This window comes from Collinsella sp. BIOML-A6 (assembly GCF_009875845.1).
In the GTDB taxonomy this organism is placed as follows: Bacteria; Actinomycetota; Coriobacteriia; order Coriobacteriales; family Coriobacteriaceae; genus Collinsella; species Collinsella aerofaciens_H.
Window position 1 is genome coordinate 23,057 of the sequence record NZ_WWSL01000011.1, and the last position, 17,328, is coordinate 40,384.

Sequence of the window (17,328 nt, forward strand, 5' to 3'; positions counted from 1 at the left end):
CGTGCCGTTGGGCAAATAATGTTCAACCTGTGGTTCCGCTTTTCGGCCACGCCTGCGTGCTTGTCGTGCAGGGTAGGCTAGATGCAAGCGTAATACGTTAGAGCGCGGCGCCGCCACTTGGGCGGGCCGTGCTTTTTTAAGACGGGAGCCTTCCCGTGAAAGGAGCCGCCCATGGCAGCACCCGAGCAGCTGTTCAACGTCCGTGAGCGCAAGCGTTTTGAGCGTCACGACATTTGGGAGCGCATTGCCGAGAACGGCACGATTTCCGCCGCCGTCATGGTCTGCGCCGCCATCGCCGCCGTCATCTGCGCCAACACCGATGCCTACGAGGCCATCCATCACTTTTTGGAGACCCCGCTGTATGTGGGTCTGGGCAACCTTACGGCTGGCCTTACCGTTGAGCTTTTCGTCAACGACTTCCTCATGGCGATCTTCTTTTTGTTGGTGGGCATTGAGCTCAAGTACGAGATGACGGTCGGCGAGCTCAAGAATCCGCGTCAGGCTATGCTTCCCATGCTGGCGGCCGTGGGCGGCGTCGTCGTTCCCGCCTGCATCTACCTGATCTTTAACCATGCCGGCGCCCGCAACGGTTGGGCCATCCCCATGGCAACCGATATTGCCTTTGCGCTGGGCGTGCTGTCGCTTTTGGGCAATCGCGTGCCCAACGGCGTGCGTGTGTTCTTCTCGACGCTCGCCATCGCCGACGACCTCATCTCCATCGCCGCCATCGCCATCTTCTACGGTCAGAGCCCCAATCCGTTTTGGTTGGGCGCCGCCGCGCTTGTGACCTGCGCACTCGTGTGGCTCAACAAGACGCAGCATTACCGCCTTGCCCCGTATTCGGTACTGGGTCTGCTGTTGTGGTTCTGCATGTTCAAGAGCGGCGTGCATGCCACGCTTGCCGGCGTCATCTTGGCCTTTACCATCCCGGCCAAGTGTGGCGTCAAGCTCGATAACCTCACCGATTGGTTGGGCGAGTGCCTGCCGCTGCTCGATGACCGCTACGACGATGAGGCACACATCCTGGGCCAGCATGACTTTACCGTCTCGACCACCAAGGTCGAGCGCGTCATGCACCGCGTGACCCCGCCGCTCATCCGCATGGAGCGTCTGATCTCCACGCCGGTCAACTTTGTGATTCTGCCGATCTTTGCGTTCGTGAACGCACAGGTTCGCCTGGTGGGCGTGGACATGAGCACGCTGCTCTCCGACCCAGTGACGCTCGGCGTGTACTTTGGCATGCTGCTGGGCAAGCCGATCGGTATCTTTGGCATGACGTTTGCCCTGGTTAAGCTTAGGGCCTGCGAGCTGCCGCACAATGTCAACTGGCACATGATTGCCGGTGTGGGTATTCTGGGCGGCATCGGCTTTACCATGTCGATTCTCATCAGCGGCCTTGCCTTCCCGACGGCTCAGTTTGAGGTTCTGGCTGCCAAGGCCGCCATCCTTGCCGGTTCGGTCACCGCTGCCGTGCTCGGCATGATCTACATGAGCGTGGTCTGCAAACACCCCGCGCCCAAGGACGAGTAAAAGCTCGAAAAAAGACACCAGAACCGGTTTGGATGCGTTCGAAACTCGGATCCGGGCGCTACTGGCCTCCTGCCAGATGCCCCCGTGGTCAAAAAACGCCGTTTGTGAGTACTGTCACAAACGGCGTTTCATTTTAGGTGTGGAAAATAATGAACAAAGTTATAAGAACTGTACGTTAATGAGTGACCATCGACTTCCAATTTGGCGCTAGCTGACGGTGATTAGGGAATTTCAAGTCCAGTTTTGCCGATTACGGCCAAGAATCGCTGCCACTAAAAAGGTAACAGTACTCATATTTGCCCTTTTTTGGCCGCAAGCCCTAAAACAAGCCTCGCCAGGGTCGGGAAACGGGCCAAATCGTCGGCCTTGAGGCTTATTCCACCGTTCCGTAGACGGCGCCCCAGCCGTGGGCGGCCAAGGCGGAGTTGAGCTGGTCGCAAAGTGGCTGGCGGTCATAATAGCCGGGCGGTAGCAGGTTGACGATTTCCATGAGATCGGGTGCCAGGTCCAAGATTTCGGCCTGTACGATCAGATCCAGGCGATCGATGGCGTGGCGGTCGTAAAACAGCCCGTCGACCAGGCGTTGCAGGTCACCGAATTCCTCGGCCTGGAACGATCCGTACTCCATAGTGCCTCCTTGGTCGCCCCACGCCGGCATGCGCGGCGATTCGTAATTCATTGCGATGGACTTAATCTATCACGGCTTCATAACGTTTCGACGGTGGCGGTCTATACTTAGAAGAACTGCAATGTACCGCTTCGCGAAAGGTCGCACCCATGCAGACGATCTACCAGAAGATGGAGACCACCGAACTCGATGCCGCCATCGAGACGCTCAAAGCCGAGGTCGCCGAGGTCAAGGCCAAGGGCCTGGCGCTCGATATGGCCCGCGGCAAGCCGTCGCCCGCCCAGGTGGACATCTCGCGCCCCATGCTCGATATCCTCAACGCCGACGCCGATCTGCACGACGGCAACGTCGACTGCTCCAACTACGGCTGCTTCGAGGGCATTCCCTCGGCACGCAAGTTGGCAGGGGAGTTCCTGGGCTGCCCCGCCGAGCAGACGCTCGTGCTGGGTTCGTCGAGCCTTTTGGTCGAGCATGACATCGCCGGCATGTTCTGGCGTTGCGGTTCGTGCGGTAGCGAGCCCTGGGACGCCTACGAGGCCGCACACGACGGCAAGAAGGTCAAGTTCCTGTGCCCCGTTCCCGGCTACGATCGCCACTTTGGCATCACCGCCGACTTGGGCATCGAGAACGTCCCCGTCGCGATGACCGACAGCGGCCCCGACATGGACGAGATCGAGCGCCTCGTTGCCGCCGACGATTCCATCAAGGGTATCTGGTGCGTGCCCAAGTATTCCAATCCCACGGGTATCACCTTTAGCGAGGACACTGTGCGCCGCCTGGTCGAGATGCCCACGGCCGCGCCCGATTTCCGTATCTTTTGGGACAACGCCTACTGCGTGCACGACCTGTACGACGAGACCGACGAGCTCGCAAACATCTTTGACCTCGCTCGGGCGGCGGGCACCGAGGACCGCGTGGTGGCCTTTGCCTCGACGTCCAAGATCACCTTCCCGGGCGCCGGCATTGGCTTTATCGGTGCGAGCCCCGCGGTCATCGCCGAGTTCTCCAAGCGCCTGAAGGCCGGCCTCATCAGCGCCGACAAGCTCAACCAGCTGCGTCACGCGCGCTTCCTCCCCACCATCGAGGCGGTCAAGGAGCACATGAAAAAGCATGCCGAGTTCTTGCGCCCGCGCTTTGAGGCCGTCGAGCGCAAACTCACCGAGGGCTTGGGCGACACGGGCTGTGCCACCTGGACGCACCCCCGCGGCGGCTACTTTGTAAGCTTCGATGGTCCCGAGGGCTCGGCCCAGAAGGTCGCCGCGCTCTGCGCCGACCTGGGCGTCAAGCTTACGCCGGCCGGTGCTACCTGGCCCTATGGCAAGGACCCGCGCGACACCAACATCCGCATCGCGCCGAGCTATCCCACGGTCGAGGACCTGGAGGCCGCGCTCGATGTGCTGGTGCTGGCCGTTAAGCTGGTCGCTGCCGAGCTTGCGCGTGCCGAGCGCGCCTAACGCGCGGCTTCCCGTACTATCCGCACTTTCGATACGTAAAGGAGCGTATACATGGATTTGGGCATTTCCACCAACCCCACGCCAGAGCTCTACACCATTAAGGTAACCGGTGAGATCGATATCTCTAACGCCGATAGCCTGCGCAATGCCATCGACCTGGCGCTCGAGCAGCCCACTGAGGCCGTTGAGCTCGATTTTGCCCAGGTGAGCTACATCGATTCGACGGGCATTGGCGTGCTCGTGGGCGCCGCGCACCACGCGGTCGACCACGGCAAGCGCTTTAGCTGCACCAATGTGCAGCCCCCGGTGATGCGCGTGGTTCAGCTGTTGGGTGTCGACCAGGAGATTTCGATCACCGCTGCATAATCTTGGCCCCAAAAGGGCGTGCCGTTTGGCATATGTTTGTGATGCGCTCGGACGTTTTGGCGTCCGGGCGCTATACTTGACCGAATGAATAGACGAGTTCCGGCCGAATGGCGCGGTGCGGGCTCGACTCACATCGAGCCTTGGAGGTATGTGTGTTTGGTATTGGAGAGGGTGAGCTCGCGATCATCGTGGTCTTCGGCTTTTTGCTGTTTGGCCCGGATAAGCTCCCGCAGATGGGCCGCACGATCGGCCGTGCCATCCGTCAGTTCCGCGAGACGCAGGAAAAGATGACGGCTGTTGTTCAGTCCGAGATCATCGATCCGGTAAGCGAGGCCGCGTCGGCCCCGGTCAAGCCCAAGAAGGCTGCCGTCGATGACGATTCCGATGCGGACGAGGATGCTGCCGAGACGGCAGCGCCCACCAAGAAGGAGACCTTTGCCGAGCGTCGCGCCCGTCTTGCTGCCGAGAAGGCCGCAAGCGAGGGTGCTGCTGAGGGCGAGAACGCTGCCGAGGAGCCTGCGACCGAGGGCGCCGAGCCCGAGCCTGCCGCCGCCGAGTCCGCTTCCGCTGCAGAGTCGGAGCCCGATCCCGAGTCGGCAGAGCCCACGACGGCCGACCTCTATGCCCGTCGTCCCCGCAAGCGCAAGGCCGTCGTCGACCAGCTCGCTCGCGAGCTCGAGGCCGAGGACGACGCCACTGCCGCCGACGTCTCGAAGGGAGGCGATGAGTAATGCCTATCGGACCTGCGCGCATGCCGCTCTTCGATCATCTGGGAGAGCTTCGTCGCCGCCTGACCATCGTGGTCGTGTCGGTGTTTGCCGCCGCTATCGTGCTGTATTTCGCCACGCCCGTGGTGCTCGACATCCTGGAAGACCCCATCCGCTCCTTTGTGCCGGACGGTAAGTTCTACATCACCACCACGCTCGGCGGTTTTGGCTTGCGCTTCTCGCTGGCCATCAAGATGGCCGTGGTCATGTGCACGCCCATGATCATCTGGCAGATCCTGGCATTTTTCCTGCCGGCGCTGCGCCCCAACGAGCGCAAGTGGGTCGTGCCCACGGTGCTCGCCTCGACGGTGCTGTTCTTCCTGGGTGCCATCTTTTGCTACTTCATCATTATCCCGGCAGGCTTTGAGTGGCTCATCGGCGAGACCTCTGCCGTCGCCACGGCGCTGCCCGATCTGGAGAACTACGTCAACATGGAGCTGCTCTTTATGATCGGCTTTGGTGTGGCGTTTGAGCTGCCGCTCATCATCTTCTACCTGTCCGTCTTTCACATCGTGTCCTACGCGGCCTTCCGCAGCGCCTGGCGCTGCGTGTACGTGGGCCTGCTCGTTGGCTCGGCTGTGATCACGCCCGATGGCTCGCCCGTCACGCTGGGCCTTATGTACGGTGCCCTGCTTTCGCTCTACGAGATCTCGCTCGCCATCGCCCGCGTGGTCATCACCGCGCGCGAGGGCAAGGAGGGCCTGTTCGTGAGCCGTCTGGACCTGTTCTCGGACGACGAGGACGACGAGGAGTAAAACGGTATGCACGAGGTTGGCATTGTCAACGGCATACTCGATACAGTGATTCGCGCGGCGCGTGGGGCGGGGGCCTCGCGCGCCGTTTTGGTAACGCTGCGTATCGGGGATATGACCGAGGTCGTGCGCGAGGCGCTCGACTTTGCGTGGGAGACGTTTCGCGACGAGGACCCGCTCACGCGCGGCTGCGAGCTTGCCGTGGGGGAGGTCCATCCACAAAGCGAGTGTCTGGACTGCGGAGAGGTCTTTGAGCACGACCGTTTCCATTGCCGCTGCCCCCACTGTGGCGGCGCCAACGTGCGCCTGCTGCACGGCCGCGAGCTCGACATCGCCAGAATCGAAATCGAAACCCCCGACGATTAGCCCACCAGCTACCTGGGAACGGGGTAAAAATGTTAGAAGTTAAGGAGTGCCGAATATGGCCGAGAAAACGATTGATATCGCATCGCCGATTCTGTCGCGCAACGAGCGCCTGGCAGATCAGCTGCGTCAGAGATTTAATGAGGCGGGCACCTATGTGATCAATGTGCTGTCGAGCCCTGGCTCGGGCAAGACCACTACGATTCTGGGCACCAACGAGCGCCTGCGCGACAAGGCCGGCCTGCGTTGCGCCGTCATCGAGGGCGATATCGCCTCGGATGTCGACGCCGTCACCATGAAGGAAGCCGGCATGCCCGCCATCCAGATCAACACGGGTGGCCTGTGCCACCTCGAGGGCAACATGATCATGGAGGCCGTCGACGCCTTCGACCAGGCTGTGGGCCTTCAGAATATCGACGTCATCTTTATCGAAAACGTGGGCAACCTGGTCTGCCCGGTCGACTTTGACTTGGGCGAGAACCTGTCCATCATGATCCTCTCGGTGCCCGAGGGCGACGACAAGCCCATCAAGTACCCGGGCATCTTCCAACACGCCGGCGCACAGCTGCTCAACAAGGTCGATGTGGCCCCGGCTTTCGATTTTGACATGGATAGGTATACTAAGACACTCGATGACCTCAATCCGCAGGCGCCGCGGTTTGCCGTGAGCGCGCGCAAGGGCGAGGGCATGGATGCCTGGTGCGATTGGCTCATCGGGCAGATTGAGCAAGCAAGGGCGTAAGTCGGCCGCCATGAGCGCGGGCGTAGCCGCAGAGATACGAGATAGGAGCCTCTTTTGAAGCTCATCATCGCCGAGAAAAACGACGCCGCGCGTCAGATCGCCGAGCGGCTGTCCACGGGCAAGCCCAAAAAGGACAAGGTGTACAACACCGCCATCTACCGTTTTGAGTGGAAGGGCGAGGAGTGCGTGACCATCGGCCTTGCCGGTCACATCCTGGCGCCCGATTTTTGCGACAGCGTGCTGTTCGATAAAAAGCTGGGTTGGTATTCGGTGACCGAGGACGGTGAGATGCTGCCGGCCGATATGCCCGATGGCCTGGCCCGCCCGCCGTACGACACCAAGCGCAAGCCGTTCCTTACCGATGGTATCTCCATCAAGGGCTGGAAGCTCGAGAGCCTGCCTTACCTCACCTGGGCGCCCGTCATTAAACTGCCGGCCGAGAAAGAGCTCATTCGCTCGCTCAAGAACCTCGCTAAAAAGTCCGACAGCGTCATCATCGCCACGGACTTCGACCGCGAGGGCGAGCTGATCGGCTCGGACGCTCTCAACAAGGTGCGCGAGGTTGCGCCGGACTTGCCGGTTGCCCGCGCCCAATACTCTTCGTTTACCAAGGCCGAGATCACGCACGCCTTCGATAATCTCGTCTCGCTCGACCAGAACCTGGCCGATGCTGGCGAGAGCCGCCAGCATATCGACCTCATTTGGGGCGCGGTGCTCACGCGCTATCTGACGCTCGCCAAGTTTGGCGGCTTTGGCAACGTGCGCTCTGCCGGCCGCGTGCAGACGCCGACGCTTGCCCTGGTGGTCGAGCGCGAGCGCGAGCGCATGGCATTTGTGCCCGAGGACTATTGGCAGATTCGCGGCATGGGTGCCGCGCAGGGCGCTGCCGAGGACGATCGCTTTAAGATCGCGCACAAGACAGCGCGCTTTACCGACAAGGATGCTGCCGAGACGGCGTACGGCCATGTCGATGGCGCCACGACGGCGACCGTTGCCGCGGTGACCAAGCGCTCGCGTAAGCAGCAGCCGCCCACGCCGTTTGCGACGACCTCGCTGCAGGCTGCCGCCGCGGCCGAGGGCATCTCGCCCGCACGCACCATGCGCATCGCCGAGTCCCTCTACATGGCGGGTCTTATCAGCTACCCGCGTGTCGACAACACCGTGTACCCTGCGACGCTCGATCTGGGCGCTGTGGTGAGCGACCTGGCAAAGATCAACCCGGCGTTGGCGCCCGTGTGCAAAAAGGTGCTCGCCGGTCCCATGAAGCCCACGCGCGGCAAGGTCGAGACCACCGACCACCCGCCTATCTATCCCACGGGCGAGGGTGATCCGTCCACGCTCGACGGCGGCCAGCGCAAGCTCTACGACCTCATCGCCCGTCGCTTCCTGGCAACGCTCATGGGGCCCGCGACCATCGAGAACACCAAGCTCGAGCTTGATGTGAACGGTGAGCCGTTTGCGGCCTCGGGCGATGTGCTCGTGACCCCGGGCTTCCGCGAGGCCTATCCGTACGGCCTTAAACGCGACGAGCAGATGCCGCCGCTGGAGCAGGGCGATACGGTCGACGTGTTCGACATTAAGCTCGAGGCCAAGCAGACCGAGCCGCCCGCGCGCTACAGCCAGGGCAAGCTCGTGCAGGAGATGGAGAAGCGCGGCCTGGGTACCAAGTCCACACGCGCGAGCATCATCGAGCGCCTGTACGCCGTGCGCTATCTCAAAAACGATCCCGTTGAGCCGAGCCAGCTGGGCATCGCTATCATCGACGCGCTGACGCAGTTTGCCCCGCGCATTACGAGCCCCGATATGACCAGCGAGCTCGACGGCGACATGACCCGCGTGGAGCGCGGCGAGGACACCGAAGAGCATGTCGTGACGCACTCGCGCGCGCTGCTGGCCGGCGTGCTCGACGAGCTGCTCAAGCACACGCAGGAGCTCGGCGACGCCATCAGCGACGCCGTCACGGCCGATGCGCGCGTGGGCGCCTGCCCCAAGTGCGGCAAGGACCTGGTCATGAAGACGAGCGCCAAGACCCGCGGCAGCTTTATCGGCTGCATGGGCTGGCCCGACTGCGATGTGACCTATCCGGTGCCGAGCGGCGTCAAGGTGAGCCCGCTTGAGGGCGAGGCCGCTGTGTGTCCCGAGTGCGGTGCGCCGCGCATTAAGTGCCAGCCGTTCCGCCAGAAGGCTTTCGAGATCTGCGTGAACCCGACGTGCCCCACCAACTACGAGCCCGACCTTAAGGTGGGCGAGTGCAAGGTGTGCGCCGAGGCCGGACGCCATGGCGATCTGATTGCGCACAAGAGCGAGAAGAGCGGCAAGCGCTTTATCCGCTGCACCAACTATGACGATTGCGGCGTGAGCTATCCGCTGCCGGCGCGTGGCAAGCTCGAGGCGACGGGCGAGACCTGTCCCGAGTGCGGCGCCCCCATCGTGGAGGTCAATACGGCGCGCGGCCCGTGGCGTATCTGCGTCAACATGGATTGCCCGACCAAGGAGAAGAAGCCCGCCCGCGGCCGCAAGACGACGACCAAGGCGAGCACGGCGAAGAAGACGACTGCGGCCAAGAAGACGACGACTAAGAAAGCCACTGTCGCCAAGAAGACGACCGCCAAGAAGTCGACTACCAAAAAGACCGCTGCCGACAAGTAGCCGCACGGTCGAAACGTCACCTAAAACAAAAACGAGCGAGGACCTCAAGATCCTCGCTCGTTTTTTTGGTAGTCATTGGGGACGTTCTTTAATGACTAGTCGTTTAAGAACGTCCCCAATGACTAGTTTCGCATGCGACTAGTTCACTTCGACGGGCTTTGCGCCGGGGTAGCGGTCCTCAAAGTCCAGGCGGTATTTGTTGTCGTTGGTGCCTGCAACGTTGTCGCGCGCCAGCGGCGCCACGATCTCGTCCTTGTGGTTGGCGGGGCTGGAGTACTCAAGGCTGATCTCCCAAGCGTCGCAAATGATGTCGATGCGATTCTCCAGGTCGTCGTAGAGCGCGATGATGTCTTTCCACGAGCTGTAGTTCTGCGAGTCGACGGGAACATCCAGGTCCTCGACCTCGTCCTTGAGGGCGCCGACCTGATCCTCGAGCGCCTCGGCGGTGTCGCTGGCCGACTGACGCGAGCTGCGGTCATCCTTAAGGTAATACGTGTTGAATGTGGTGGCGCAGTCGCGGACCTGTTGGTCAAGATCGGAGAGCCTGTTGTAGTAGGAGCTCAGCAGGTCGTAGATGTTCTGCTCGCCGATGGCGTCGTCATCGTCGGCGTCCTCGTCATCATCGTCAAGCTTGTTGGGGTCACCCTTAACGGAGGCATCATCGTCATCATGGTCGATTTTGACCTTTTCGATCGTCGTGCCCTTGGTATCATCGGCGCCCTTGTCGAAAGGCTTGATCATAAAGAATGCGACCAGCGCGATAATCACGACAACGAGTACGGCGATAATGCCGATGAGCAGCGCGTTGTTGTTCTTGGGAGCAGCGGGGGTGCCGGCCTGCGGAGTGGCGGTCGGTATGGGCTGCTGCGGCGCGGAGCCGGCTGGCGTCGCCCATTGCTGCGTCGCGCCAGCTTCCGGCTGGGGGGCGGGCGCGGGCTGATGGGCGGACTGCACGGTCACGTCCGCCTGCTGGGGCTGAGTCGCCGTGGGCTGCTGCGCAGGCTGAACCGTGGTAGCGGCGGTGTCGAAGGCTGCATCGGACGCGGCGGCATGCTCGGCTGCCTGCGCATCCTCTTGCGACTGAGAGGCCTGGCCATCATCGGTTGCCGGCGTTCCGCAGTTGGTACAGAAGCGCTCGTCGTCTGTCAGAAGCTTGCCGCAGTGGGTGCAAAACCGGGGCATGATGGTTCCTTCCATTCGATGTGTTGGCTAGATTATAAGGTGGTTCAGGTACGGTTGGGCCGCGCCGACCCAACTGGTTATATGAGGATAGTCATGCCGCGCAAGCCCTGTCGCATGCGTCACAAAGACCGTGCTCGCTCGTTTGATGATGGACACCGATGCCCAGGCGCAGGGTCGCGAGAACTATACGAGCGCCCGTGATGCTGCGGCCGTGTTGCAGCGGCTGGCGGCGGGGACAATCGCGACGCCCGCGCTGTGCGAGCGAGCGCGCGGATATCTGCTGGCTCAGGAAGACGCGTGCGGTATTGTCGAGGGCGTTCCCGGCGGCGTTTTGGTCGCGCACAAAACGGGCAGCCTGGCGGATGCTCAGCACGATGTCGCAATCGTCTACGCCGAGCGCCCTTACGTGCTGGCAATCCTCACCCAAGACCTCGAACGCGAACAGGCCCTAGCCCTCGAGCGCGATATTTCCTTCGCCATCAATGCTCGCGCCCACTCCTAACTTGCGGTGAAATAGGGATTGTATTTGCTGTTAGATGGCGTATTCAGTCCCTATTTCACCGCAACTTAGAGGGTCGGCAGTTGGGGACGTTCCTTTTCTGCCGGCACTTTAGGAACGTCCCTAACTGCCACCTAGTCATTTAAGAACGTCCCCAATGACTAGGCCCGATTTGGGGTGCGCCGGACGCTGGGGTATCATGGATTGGTTGCTATAACTTGCATTTTCGCGCCTTGCAGGAAGGGGCTGCGCCCATGGCTTTTGAGCCCGCTCAACATAGCTTTATCACGCTCGAGGGCGTCGACGGCGCCGGTAAGTCCACGCAGGCGCGCCTGCTGGCCCGCGCGCTCGACCTCGCTGGCTATCAGGTCGTAACTCTGCGCGAGCCGGGCGGCACCGCCGTCGGCGAAAAGATCCGCGCCCTGCTGCTCGACCCCACCAACACGGCGATGGGCGACACCTGCGAGCTGCTGCTCTACGAGGCCGCGCGTGCCCAGCTGGTGCACGAGGTCATAGCTCCCGCCCTCGCTGCCGGCAAGGTGGTCCTGTGCGACCGTTTCTACGATTCCACGACCTGCTATCAGGCGTTTGCCGATGGCCTTGACCGTCAGATGGTGCGCGATGCCAATAACCTGGCTGTCGCCGGTACGCATCCGGCGCTCACGCTCGTCTACCACATCACGCCCGAGCAGGCGGCGCTGCGCATGGCGGCCCGCGGTGCGGCCGATCGCATGGAGGCTAAGGGCATGGCCTTCCAGGAGCGCGTCTACCAGGGATTTTGTGCCATTGCTGCCGAGGAGCCAGACCGTGTAAAGCTCATCGACGCCACCGTGCCCATCGAGGAGGTCTTCGGGAAGACGGTCGAGCAGGTTCGCGCGTACGGTCTCGGCATTCCGCAAGACGCTGTCGTCGCCGCGCTTGCCAAGGAGGCCGAGTAACATGGCCCCCGCTCAGGCAAGCCTGCTGGCCAAGCTCGGCACCCAACAGCGCGTGCGCGATTTTTTGACCAACGCCGTCTCCAGCGGCCGCGCATCGCACGCCTACCTGTTTTTGGGCGCGCCCGGCGCCGGTAAGCTCGACGCCGCATGGGCGCTTGCCCAGGCATTTCTGTGCGAGCAGGACGGCTGTGGCTCGTGCGACAGCTGCGTGCGCGTCGCGCGCCATACGCACCCCGACGTGCACTATTACACCCCCGAAAGCGCTACGGGCTACCTCATCGCGCAGACCCGCGAGCTGCTCGACGACGTGCCCCTGGCGCCCATCCGCGCCAAGGCAAAGGTCTACATCATCGACCGTGCCGAGCAGCTGCGCGCCAACACCGCCAACGCGCTGCTCAAAACGCTCGAGGAACCGCCCGAGGGCGTCATGTTCATCCTGTTGGGCACCTCGGCCGACGTGATGCTGCCCACCATCGTGAGCCGCTGCCAGTGCGTACCGTTTCGGCTGGTGTCGCCCACTGTGGCCGCTCAGGCCGTGAGTCGCGCCACCGGTCAGGATCCCGCGCGCTGCCGCATGGCCGTCGCTGTGGCGGGAAGCCCCACGCGTGGTATCGAGTTCCTCAAGAGCGCCGAGCGCCAGGACGCCCGTCGCCAGATGGTCCGTGCCATCGACTCGCTCATCGCCGCTGACGAGGCCGATGTGCTCAGTCGCGCCAAGTCGCTCATCGTCGCCGTCAAGGCGCCGCTCGCCGAGGTCAAATCAACGCAGGAGAAGGTGCTCGAGCAAAATGCCGACTACCTGTCGCGTGGAGCATTGAAGCAGCTTGAGGACCGCAACAAGCGCGAACTCAACGCACGCGAGCGTTCGGGTATCATGGAAGCGCTGGCGAGCGCGCGGACGCTCATGCGCGACGTGCTGCTGACACTTCAGGACGAGGCGGCAGACGTGGTGAACGAGGACGTGCGCGACACGATCGGGCGGCTTGCCGCGGCGACGAATGTTGCGGGTGCCACCCAGGCGCTCGAGGCGGTTGCCACCGCTGAGCGCAACATCGCCATAAACGTTACTCCCCAGCTGGCCATCGAGGTCATGCTGTTCGATATCAGGAAGGCACTGAAATGCCGTTAGTCGTACCCGTTAAGTTTACCTACGCCTCGCGCGACCTGTGGTTCGACCCACAGGATCTGGATATCCTCGAGGCCGATTATGCCATTTGTTCTACCGAGCGCGGAACCGAGATCGGCCTGGTCACGGCCGATCCCTTCGAGGTGCCGCTCGACGAGATCGGTCAGCCGCTCAAGCCCGTGTTGCGCGTAGCGAGCGACATCGACCTGCAGCTTGCCGACGACCTGGCTATCCAGGGTGACGAGGCCATGGTCGACTTCCGCCGCCTGGTCAAGGAGCTCGACCTCGAGATGAAGCCGGTCGGCGTCGAGTACCTGTTTGGCGGCGAGAAGGCTGTGTTCTACTTTGCTGCCGAGGAGCGCGTCGATTTCCGTCAGCTCGTCAAGGACCTGTCCTCGACGCTGCACATCCGCGTCGACATGCGCCAGATCGGCGTGCGTGACGAGACCCGCCTGGTGGGCGGCTACGCCCAGTGCGGCCAGGAGCTCTGCTGCACGCGCTTTGGCGGACAGTTTGAGCCGGTTTCGATCCGCATGGCAAAAGAGCAGGACCTGCCACTCAACTCGTCCAAGATTAGCGGCGTCTGTGGCCGCCTGATGTGCTGCCTGCGCTACGAGTTTGAGGCGTACAAGGACTTTAAGAGCCGCGCGCCCAAAAAGAAGACGCTTATCGATACGCCGCTTGGCAAGGCGCGCATCCAGGAATATGACACGCCGCGTGAGCAGCTGGTGTTGCGCCTGGAGAATGGCAAAGTCTTTAAGGTCAACCTGGCCGACATGACCTGCTCCGAGGGCTGCAAAAAGAAGGCCGCCGAGCAGGGCTGCAACTGCCGCCCCGATTGCGTGACGCGCGATGTGCTCGAGCGTATCGAGTCGCCCGAGATGCGCCTGGCGCTTATGGAGCTCGACCGCGAGAACGGCGTCGACGTGGGCGATGGCCTGTCGAGCGCCGACCGTCTGGCGGGGACGACGATGCCCAAGCGTCGCCGTCGCGATGCAGACGCCGATACCCGTGCCGGTCAGAGCCAGGGCGAGAGTCGCGGCCGCGGCAAGGGTCGCGGAAAGGCCGAGGCACCCGAGGCTGAGGAGGCTTCCGGTGGACGTCGCCGCCGCAATCGCTCGGGTTCGGGCAATGCCGGCGAGGCCGCTTCCGCAGGCAAGAATTCCCCTCGCGAGCGCGAGGCTCAGCAGCCTCAGCAGCAGAATCGTGGCGGTGGCATGAATCCCACGCGCCGTCGCCGCCGCCATTTGTCGAGCGAGGAGCGTGAGGACGCCTTCCGCGCCGCAGCCGCTCGCGAAGCCGGTGCCGCCCCCAAGGGTGGTTTGGGTTCCGATACGCCTGCCGACAAGGGTGGCAAGCAGCGCAACGATGACGAGCGCGCCCCGCGTCCGCGTCGTCGCCATTCCTCGGGCACGCAGCAAAAGCCCTCGGTGCCCTCCGTAGCCGATCAGGTCTCGGATGGCGAGGTCAAGGTCACACGCCGTCGCCCCGGAGATGGCGGAGGGGCGGCGGCCAAGGCCGCGCGCGGCGCTGCTCGCGACGAACGCGAGTCGCGCGAAGATCGTGGTGGCGAGGGTTCGGCCGACCAGGGCCAGAAGCGCCGTCGCCGTCGCCGTTCCCGCAAGCCGCGTCAAGATGGTGGCGAGGGCTCGAACCAAAACTCGTCCGCACCGCAACCGCCCACCGGCGAATAGCGCCCGCAAACGGATTTAACCTGCCTGACCCCAAACGCGTCGGGGTACTATAGCGCTGAATCAACAACCCTCCCTGCGACCGAACGTAGGGAGGGTTGTGTCGTGAAGAGACATTTGAATGTGTTGGGATGCCTGCAAGGTACCGGCATCCTACCGTTTGCGGATGAATTGCTACCGTTTGCCGAGCGGGCGGCGCACGAGGCGCTTGAGGCGTTGTCGCCCACGCGATGCGCCGGCTGCGAGCGCGCCGGTGCGCTTATTTGCCAAGACTGCCTGGCCGCGCTCGCGCTCATCGACCCGCGGCATAGCTGCACTCGATGCGGCGCCCCGTTTGGAGACTTGCTGTGCACCGAGTGCTCGGTCGAGGGTACGTCCTCGGCGATGGCCGAAGCGCTCGACCGGTGCCTGGCATGTACCGTTTACACGCATCCGCTGCCGCGGATTATTAAAGCGTACAAAGACGCGGGCGAGCGACGCCTGGCGCCGTATCTGGCAGAGCTGCTATACGACACCGCCTTACATGCCCAGGTCGCGGCACCCGAACGCTTGGGCGGTGTGTTGTCCGGCGCCGATGCAGTGGTGTTTGTGCCCGCGACGGCGGCGGCGTTTCGGCGACGCGGCTTCGATCATATGGAAGCCATCGCGCGCCCATTTTGCGAGCTGTCGGGTGTTCCGCTGCTCGACGCCCTCGTTAAGTACGGCCATGGCGACCAGCGTGAACTCGGTCGTGAAGAACGCCGTGAACGCGCCCGAGGCATGTACGAGACCGTTGAGGACGTGCGGGGCCGCCGCCTGCTGCTTATCGACGACGTTATCACCACGGGCGCGACGATGGCAGCGGCTTCGGCGGAACTCAAGCGCGCCGGTGCCGCGGCCGTTGATGGCCTCGCTATCGCACGCGTTTGGTAGGGGTGATTCATGTGGCGGTAACAATCAGGTGGTGCAACAAACCGACAAAAGAGCAGCTAGCGGCTTCCGTAATCCTAACAGGCGCCTCGGCGCTGCGCATGATTCGAGCCGAGCGCCGGCAGATGGGCTACATAAGCTGGAAGGACCTTGAGCCTGAGGAGGAGCGCCGCGTGCTGTGTGCGTCGTCGCCCTCGACCGAGGACATCTATCTTCCCGACCTGGTGCGGATTGGAGCCAAAAGCGGCGAGGTGCAAGAAGATCTGTGCTTGCTGGTGGGATCTGCGGTGCAGCGCCGCCGCATACTTGGCGTGAGCTGGTCCGTATGCTCCGGGTTGCCCGCCGGCTCGATTCTAGAGGTGGAACCGGGGGTGTACGGCCTATCTCCCGAGGCCCTTTGTGTTGCCGTCGCCCGCGAGGTTGGCTGCATCCGGGCGTTTGCCCTGGCCCAGGAACTGTGTTCCAAGATTTCACTGAGCGATCGCGGGAAGTATCTGCCTCCCTACACCTCGCCTGTTGCGAATAGACTTGCAAAGGACAAGGACCAACCGCCAGATGTGGGCTACTTTGAAGTCGAGCCGGTGCTGACGCCCGATCGCCTGGCAGGCTACCTTGCGGCATGCAAGGGGAATGTGGCCAAACAGCTGCTGCGCCTGTGTCCCTACCTGTCAGAAAACCTGCTCTCGCCCATGGAGTGCATCATGCTCGCTCTGTTTTCGCTTCCGTTTTCCTATGGCGGATTTGCCTGCGGTCCCTTTAAGACCGACTACAAGATCGAGTTCGATGACCGCGCGCAGGCAATCTCGGGGATGCCGCATGCAGTTTGCGATGCGTATCAGGAAGCAGCCCGGTTTGACCTGGAATACAACGGTGAGCTGGGCCATTCCTCCCGGAGGGGACGTATCCATGATGAAAAACGCAACACGGGCTTGATTACTATGGGAATCGAGGTCGCGACGGTCAACAAGGAAATGCTCTGCGACATGGAAGCGATGGAAGCGCTCGCATGGCGCATCCACCAGCGCATGGGTAAGCGATATCGCAACCGTGTTGACGCTCGCAGAAGAAAACAAGAGGCGCTATTTAACACGCTGCGGGCGTGTTTTGGGCTTAAAGCCGCCTAACAATGCTCTGAAACAGGGGGTTTGATATATGTTCTGGCCAAAATATAGCAAATATGAGTACTGCTATAAATTTAGTAACAGCAAAATCAGGGATTTTGGGACTGGAAGATGGCGTAGATTAGAAAAATATTAAACAAATGTGGAATATCCTGGCATCAATCTGACGTTATAGAGCGTGAAAACTGCTTGCAGAGCCAAAAATTCCTGCCACTAATTTGGTAACAGTACTCATATTTACAACTTTTTGGCCACTGCACCCTAAGAAGGGTGCCCCGGAGCTCCCCGTAGGGGAGCTCCGGGCTTCATGAGGGCACGAATGGTCCGCTCCGACCTGCAAAATCTGTGCTCACGGTGCGAATGGCGTCCCTAACCTTAAACTTTAGCTTGAACTTAGCTATAATGCGCTACGTTCCTGCCAGGCTGTGGTTGCGGACGGACGTAATGTCCATCCTAGTCCAAGACAGACGCGGTCAAAGGGATCCACGTAAGCGACCGCGTGCGCGCGGCGCGATCATGGCGCGTCCTAGATGTAAGCCGCACCGTCCGTTCTACTTTCTTTGGGGCAATACCGCCTCGCGGGCGAGCGGGCCAGTCGTGAAGGTGGCTAC

At 62.2% G+C, this 17,328-nt stretch carries 16 protein-coding genes; 14 read left to right on the forward strand and 2 right to left on the reverse strand.

Going from position 1 to position 17,328, the window contains the following annotated elements; all coding sequences use genetic code 11:
* The first annotated feature begins 171 nt into the window (after window positions 1-171).
* Complete coding sequence (gene nhaA / locus GT495_RS05025) at window positions 172-1,530, forward strand: Na+/H+ antiporter NhaA (protein ID WP_161161799.1); 1,359 nt, start codon at window positions 172-174, stop codon at window positions 1,528-1,530.
* A gap of 373 nt (window positions 1,531-1,903) precedes the next feature.
* On the opposite strand, the gene GT495_RS05030 is transcribed toward nhaA, so the two are convergent.
* Window positions 1,904-2,158 carry a hypothetical protein gene (locus GT495_RS05030; RefSeq protein ID WP_161161818.1) on the reverse strand — a complete coding sequence of 85 codons (255 nt, stop codon included), beginning with the start codon at window positions 2,156-2,158 and terminating at the stop codon, window positions 1,904-1,906.
* 149 nt (window positions 2,159-2,307) lie between these two features.
* Between GT495_RS05030 and GT495_RS05035 the strand changes: the two genes are divergently transcribed.
* The 7 genes from GT495_RS05035 (at window position 2,308) to GT495_RS05065 (ending at window position 9,251) form a co-directional block, all read left to right on the forward strand.
* Complete coding sequence (locus GT495_RS05035; RefSeq protein WP_161161798.1) at window positions 2,308-3,612, forward strand: aminotransferase class I/II-fold pyridoxal phosphate-dependent enzyme; 1,305 nt, start codon at window positions 2,308-2,310, stop codon at window positions 3,610-3,612.
* Window positions 3,613-3,663: 51 nt separating this feature from the next.
* Window positions 3,664-3,978, forward strand: coding sequence for an STAS domain-containing protein (locus GT495_RS05040; RefSeq protein ID WP_035137695.1), 315 nt, complete (start codon window positions 3,664-3,666; stop codon window positions 3,976-3,978).
* Between the two features lie 152 nt (window positions 3,979-4,130).
* The gene (locus GT495_RS05045; protein ID WP_161161797.1) at window positions 4,131-4,709 is read left to right on the forward strand and encodes a twin-arginine translocase TatA/TatE family subunit; all 579 of its coding nucleotides are present in this window, start codon (window positions 4,131-4,133) and stop codon (window positions 4,707-4,709) included.
* On the forward strand, window positions 4,709-5,500 hold the full coding sequence (tatC, locus tag GT495_RS05050; RefSeq protein WP_192924137.1) for a twin-arginine translocase subunit TatC: 792 nt from the start codon (window positions 4,709-4,711) through the stop codon (window positions 5,498-5,500). Before GT495_RS05045 ends, tatC begins: the two co-directional genes overlap by 1 nt.
* Before the next feature lie 6 nt (window positions 5,501-5,506).
* Entirely contained in the window at window positions 5,507-5,863 is a 357-nt protein-coding gene (locus tag GT495_RS05055; protein ID WP_161161796.1) for a hydrogenase maturation nickel metallochaperone HypA, read from the forward strand.
* Window positions 5,864-5,918: 55 nt separating this feature from the next.
* Complete coding sequence (gene hypB / locus GT495_RS05060) at window positions 5,919-6,602, forward strand: hydrogenase nickel incorporation protein HypB (protein ID WP_161161795.1); 684 nt, start codon at window positions 5,919-5,921, stop codon at window positions 6,600-6,602.
* Window positions 6,603-6,656: 54 nt separating this feature from the next.
* Window positions 6,657-9,251 (forward strand): DNA topoisomerase I, encoded by a 2,595-nt coding sequence (locus GT495_RS05065; RefSeq protein WP_161161794.1) that lies wholly within the window; start codon window positions 6,657-6,659, stop codon window positions 9,249-9,251.
* A 138-nt stretch (window positions 9,252-9,389) separates the two neighbouring features.
* Here GT495_RS05065 and GT495_RS05070 read toward each other — a convergent pair whose 3' ends face one another.
* Window positions 9,390-10,433, reverse strand: a complete 1,044-nt coding sequence (locus tag GT495_RS05070) for a zinc ribbon domain-containing protein (protein WP_161161793.1) — start codon at window positions 10,431-10,433, stop codon at window positions 9,390-9,392.
* A 130-nt stretch (window positions 10,434-10,563) separates the two neighbouring features.
* Here GT495_RS05070 and GT495_RS05075 point away from each other — a divergent pair, with 130 nt between their 5' ends.
* The 6 genes from GT495_RS05075 to GT495_RS05100 all read left to right on the forward strand — a co-directional run bounded on the left by GT495_RS05075 (window position 10,564) and on the right by GT495_RS05100 (window position 16,720).
* Window positions 10,564-10,935 carry a serine hydrolase gene (locus GT495_RS05075; protein WP_161161792.1) on the forward strand — a complete coding sequence of 124 codons (372 nt, stop codon included), beginning with the start codon at window positions 10,564-10,566 and terminating at the stop codon, window positions 10,933-10,935.
* A gap of 251 nt (window positions 10,936-11,186) precedes the next feature.
* A complete protein-coding gene (gene tmk, locus GT495_RS05080) occupies window positions 11,187-11,870 on the forward strand; it encodes a dTMP kinase (protein WP_161161791.1) in 684 nt (227 codons plus the stop codon).
* A 1-nt stretch (window position 11,871) separates the two neighbouring features.
* Complete coding sequence (locus GT495_RS05085) at window positions 11,872-12,999, forward strand: ATP-binding protein (protein ID WP_161161790.1); 1,128 nt, start codon at window positions 11,872-11,874, stop codon at window positions 12,997-12,999.
* The gene (gene ricT, locus GT495_RS05090) at window positions 12,990-14,690 is read left to right on the forward strand and encodes a regulatory iron-sulfur-containing complex subunit RicT (RefSeq protein ID WP_161161789.1); all 1,701 of its coding nucleotides are present in this window, start codon (window positions 12,990-12,992) and stop codon (window positions 14,688-14,690) included. Before GT495_RS05085 ends, ricT begins: the two co-directional genes overlap by 10 nt.
* 102 nt (window positions 14,691-14,792) lie before the next feature.
* On the forward strand, window positions 14,793-15,599 hold the full coding sequence (locus tag GT495_RS05095) for a ComF family protein (RefSeq protein WP_370457595.1): 807 nt from the start codon (window positions 14,793-14,795) through the stop codon (window positions 15,597-15,599).
* 11 nt (window positions 15,600-15,610) lie between these two features.
* On the forward strand, window positions 15,611-16,720 hold the full coding sequence (locus tag GT495_RS05100; RefSeq protein WP_161162679.1) for a hypothetical protein: 1,110 nt from the start codon (window positions 15,611-15,613) through the stop codon (window positions 16,718-16,720).
* Window positions 16,721-17,328: the final 608 nt, after the last annotated feature.

Bases quoted from the DNA above. Each gene is read 5' to 3' on its own strand.
- nhaA (WP_161161799.1), top strand. From the start codon at position 172: ATGGCAGCACCCGAGCAGCTGTTCAACGTCCGTGAGCGCAAGCGTTTT.
- GT495_RS05030 (WP_161161818.1), bottom strand. From the start codon at position 2,158: ATGGAGTACGGATCGTTCCAGGCCGAGGAATTCGGTGACCTGCAACGC.
- GT495_RS05035 (WP_161161798.1), top strand. From the start codon at position 2,308: ATGCAGACGATCTACCAGAAGATGGAGACCACCGAACTCGATGCCGCC.
- GT495_RS05040 (WP_035137695.1), top strand. From the start codon at position 3,664: ATGGATTTGGGCATTTCCACCAACCCCACGCCAGAGCTCTACACCATT.
- tatC (WP_192924137.1), top strand. From the start codon at position 4,709: ATGCCTATCGGACCTGCGCGCATGCCGCTCTTCGATCATCTGGGAGAG.
- GT495_RS05055 (WP_161161796.1), top strand. From the start codon at position 5,507: ATGCACGAGGTTGGCATTGTCAACGGCATACTCGATACAGTGATTCGC.
- hypB (WP_161161795.1), top strand. From the start codon at position 5,919: ATGGCCGAGAAAACGATTGATATCGCATCGCCGATTCTGTCGCGCAAC.
- GT495_RS05070 (WP_161161793.1), bottom strand. From the start codon at position 10,433: ATGCCCCGGTTTTGCACCCACTGCGGCAAGCTTCTGACAGACGACGAG.
- tmk (WP_161161791.1), top strand. From the start codon at position 11,187: ATGGCTTTTGAGCCCGCTCAACATAGCTTTATCACGCTCGAGGGCGTC.
- GT495_RS05085 (WP_161161790.1), top strand. From the start codon at position 11,872: ATGGCCCCCGCTCAGGCAAGCCTGCTGGCCAAGCTCGGCACCCAACAG.
- ricT (WP_161161789.1), top strand. From the start codon at position 12,990: ATGCCGTTAGTCGTACCCGTTAAGTTTACCTACGCCTCGCGCGACCTG.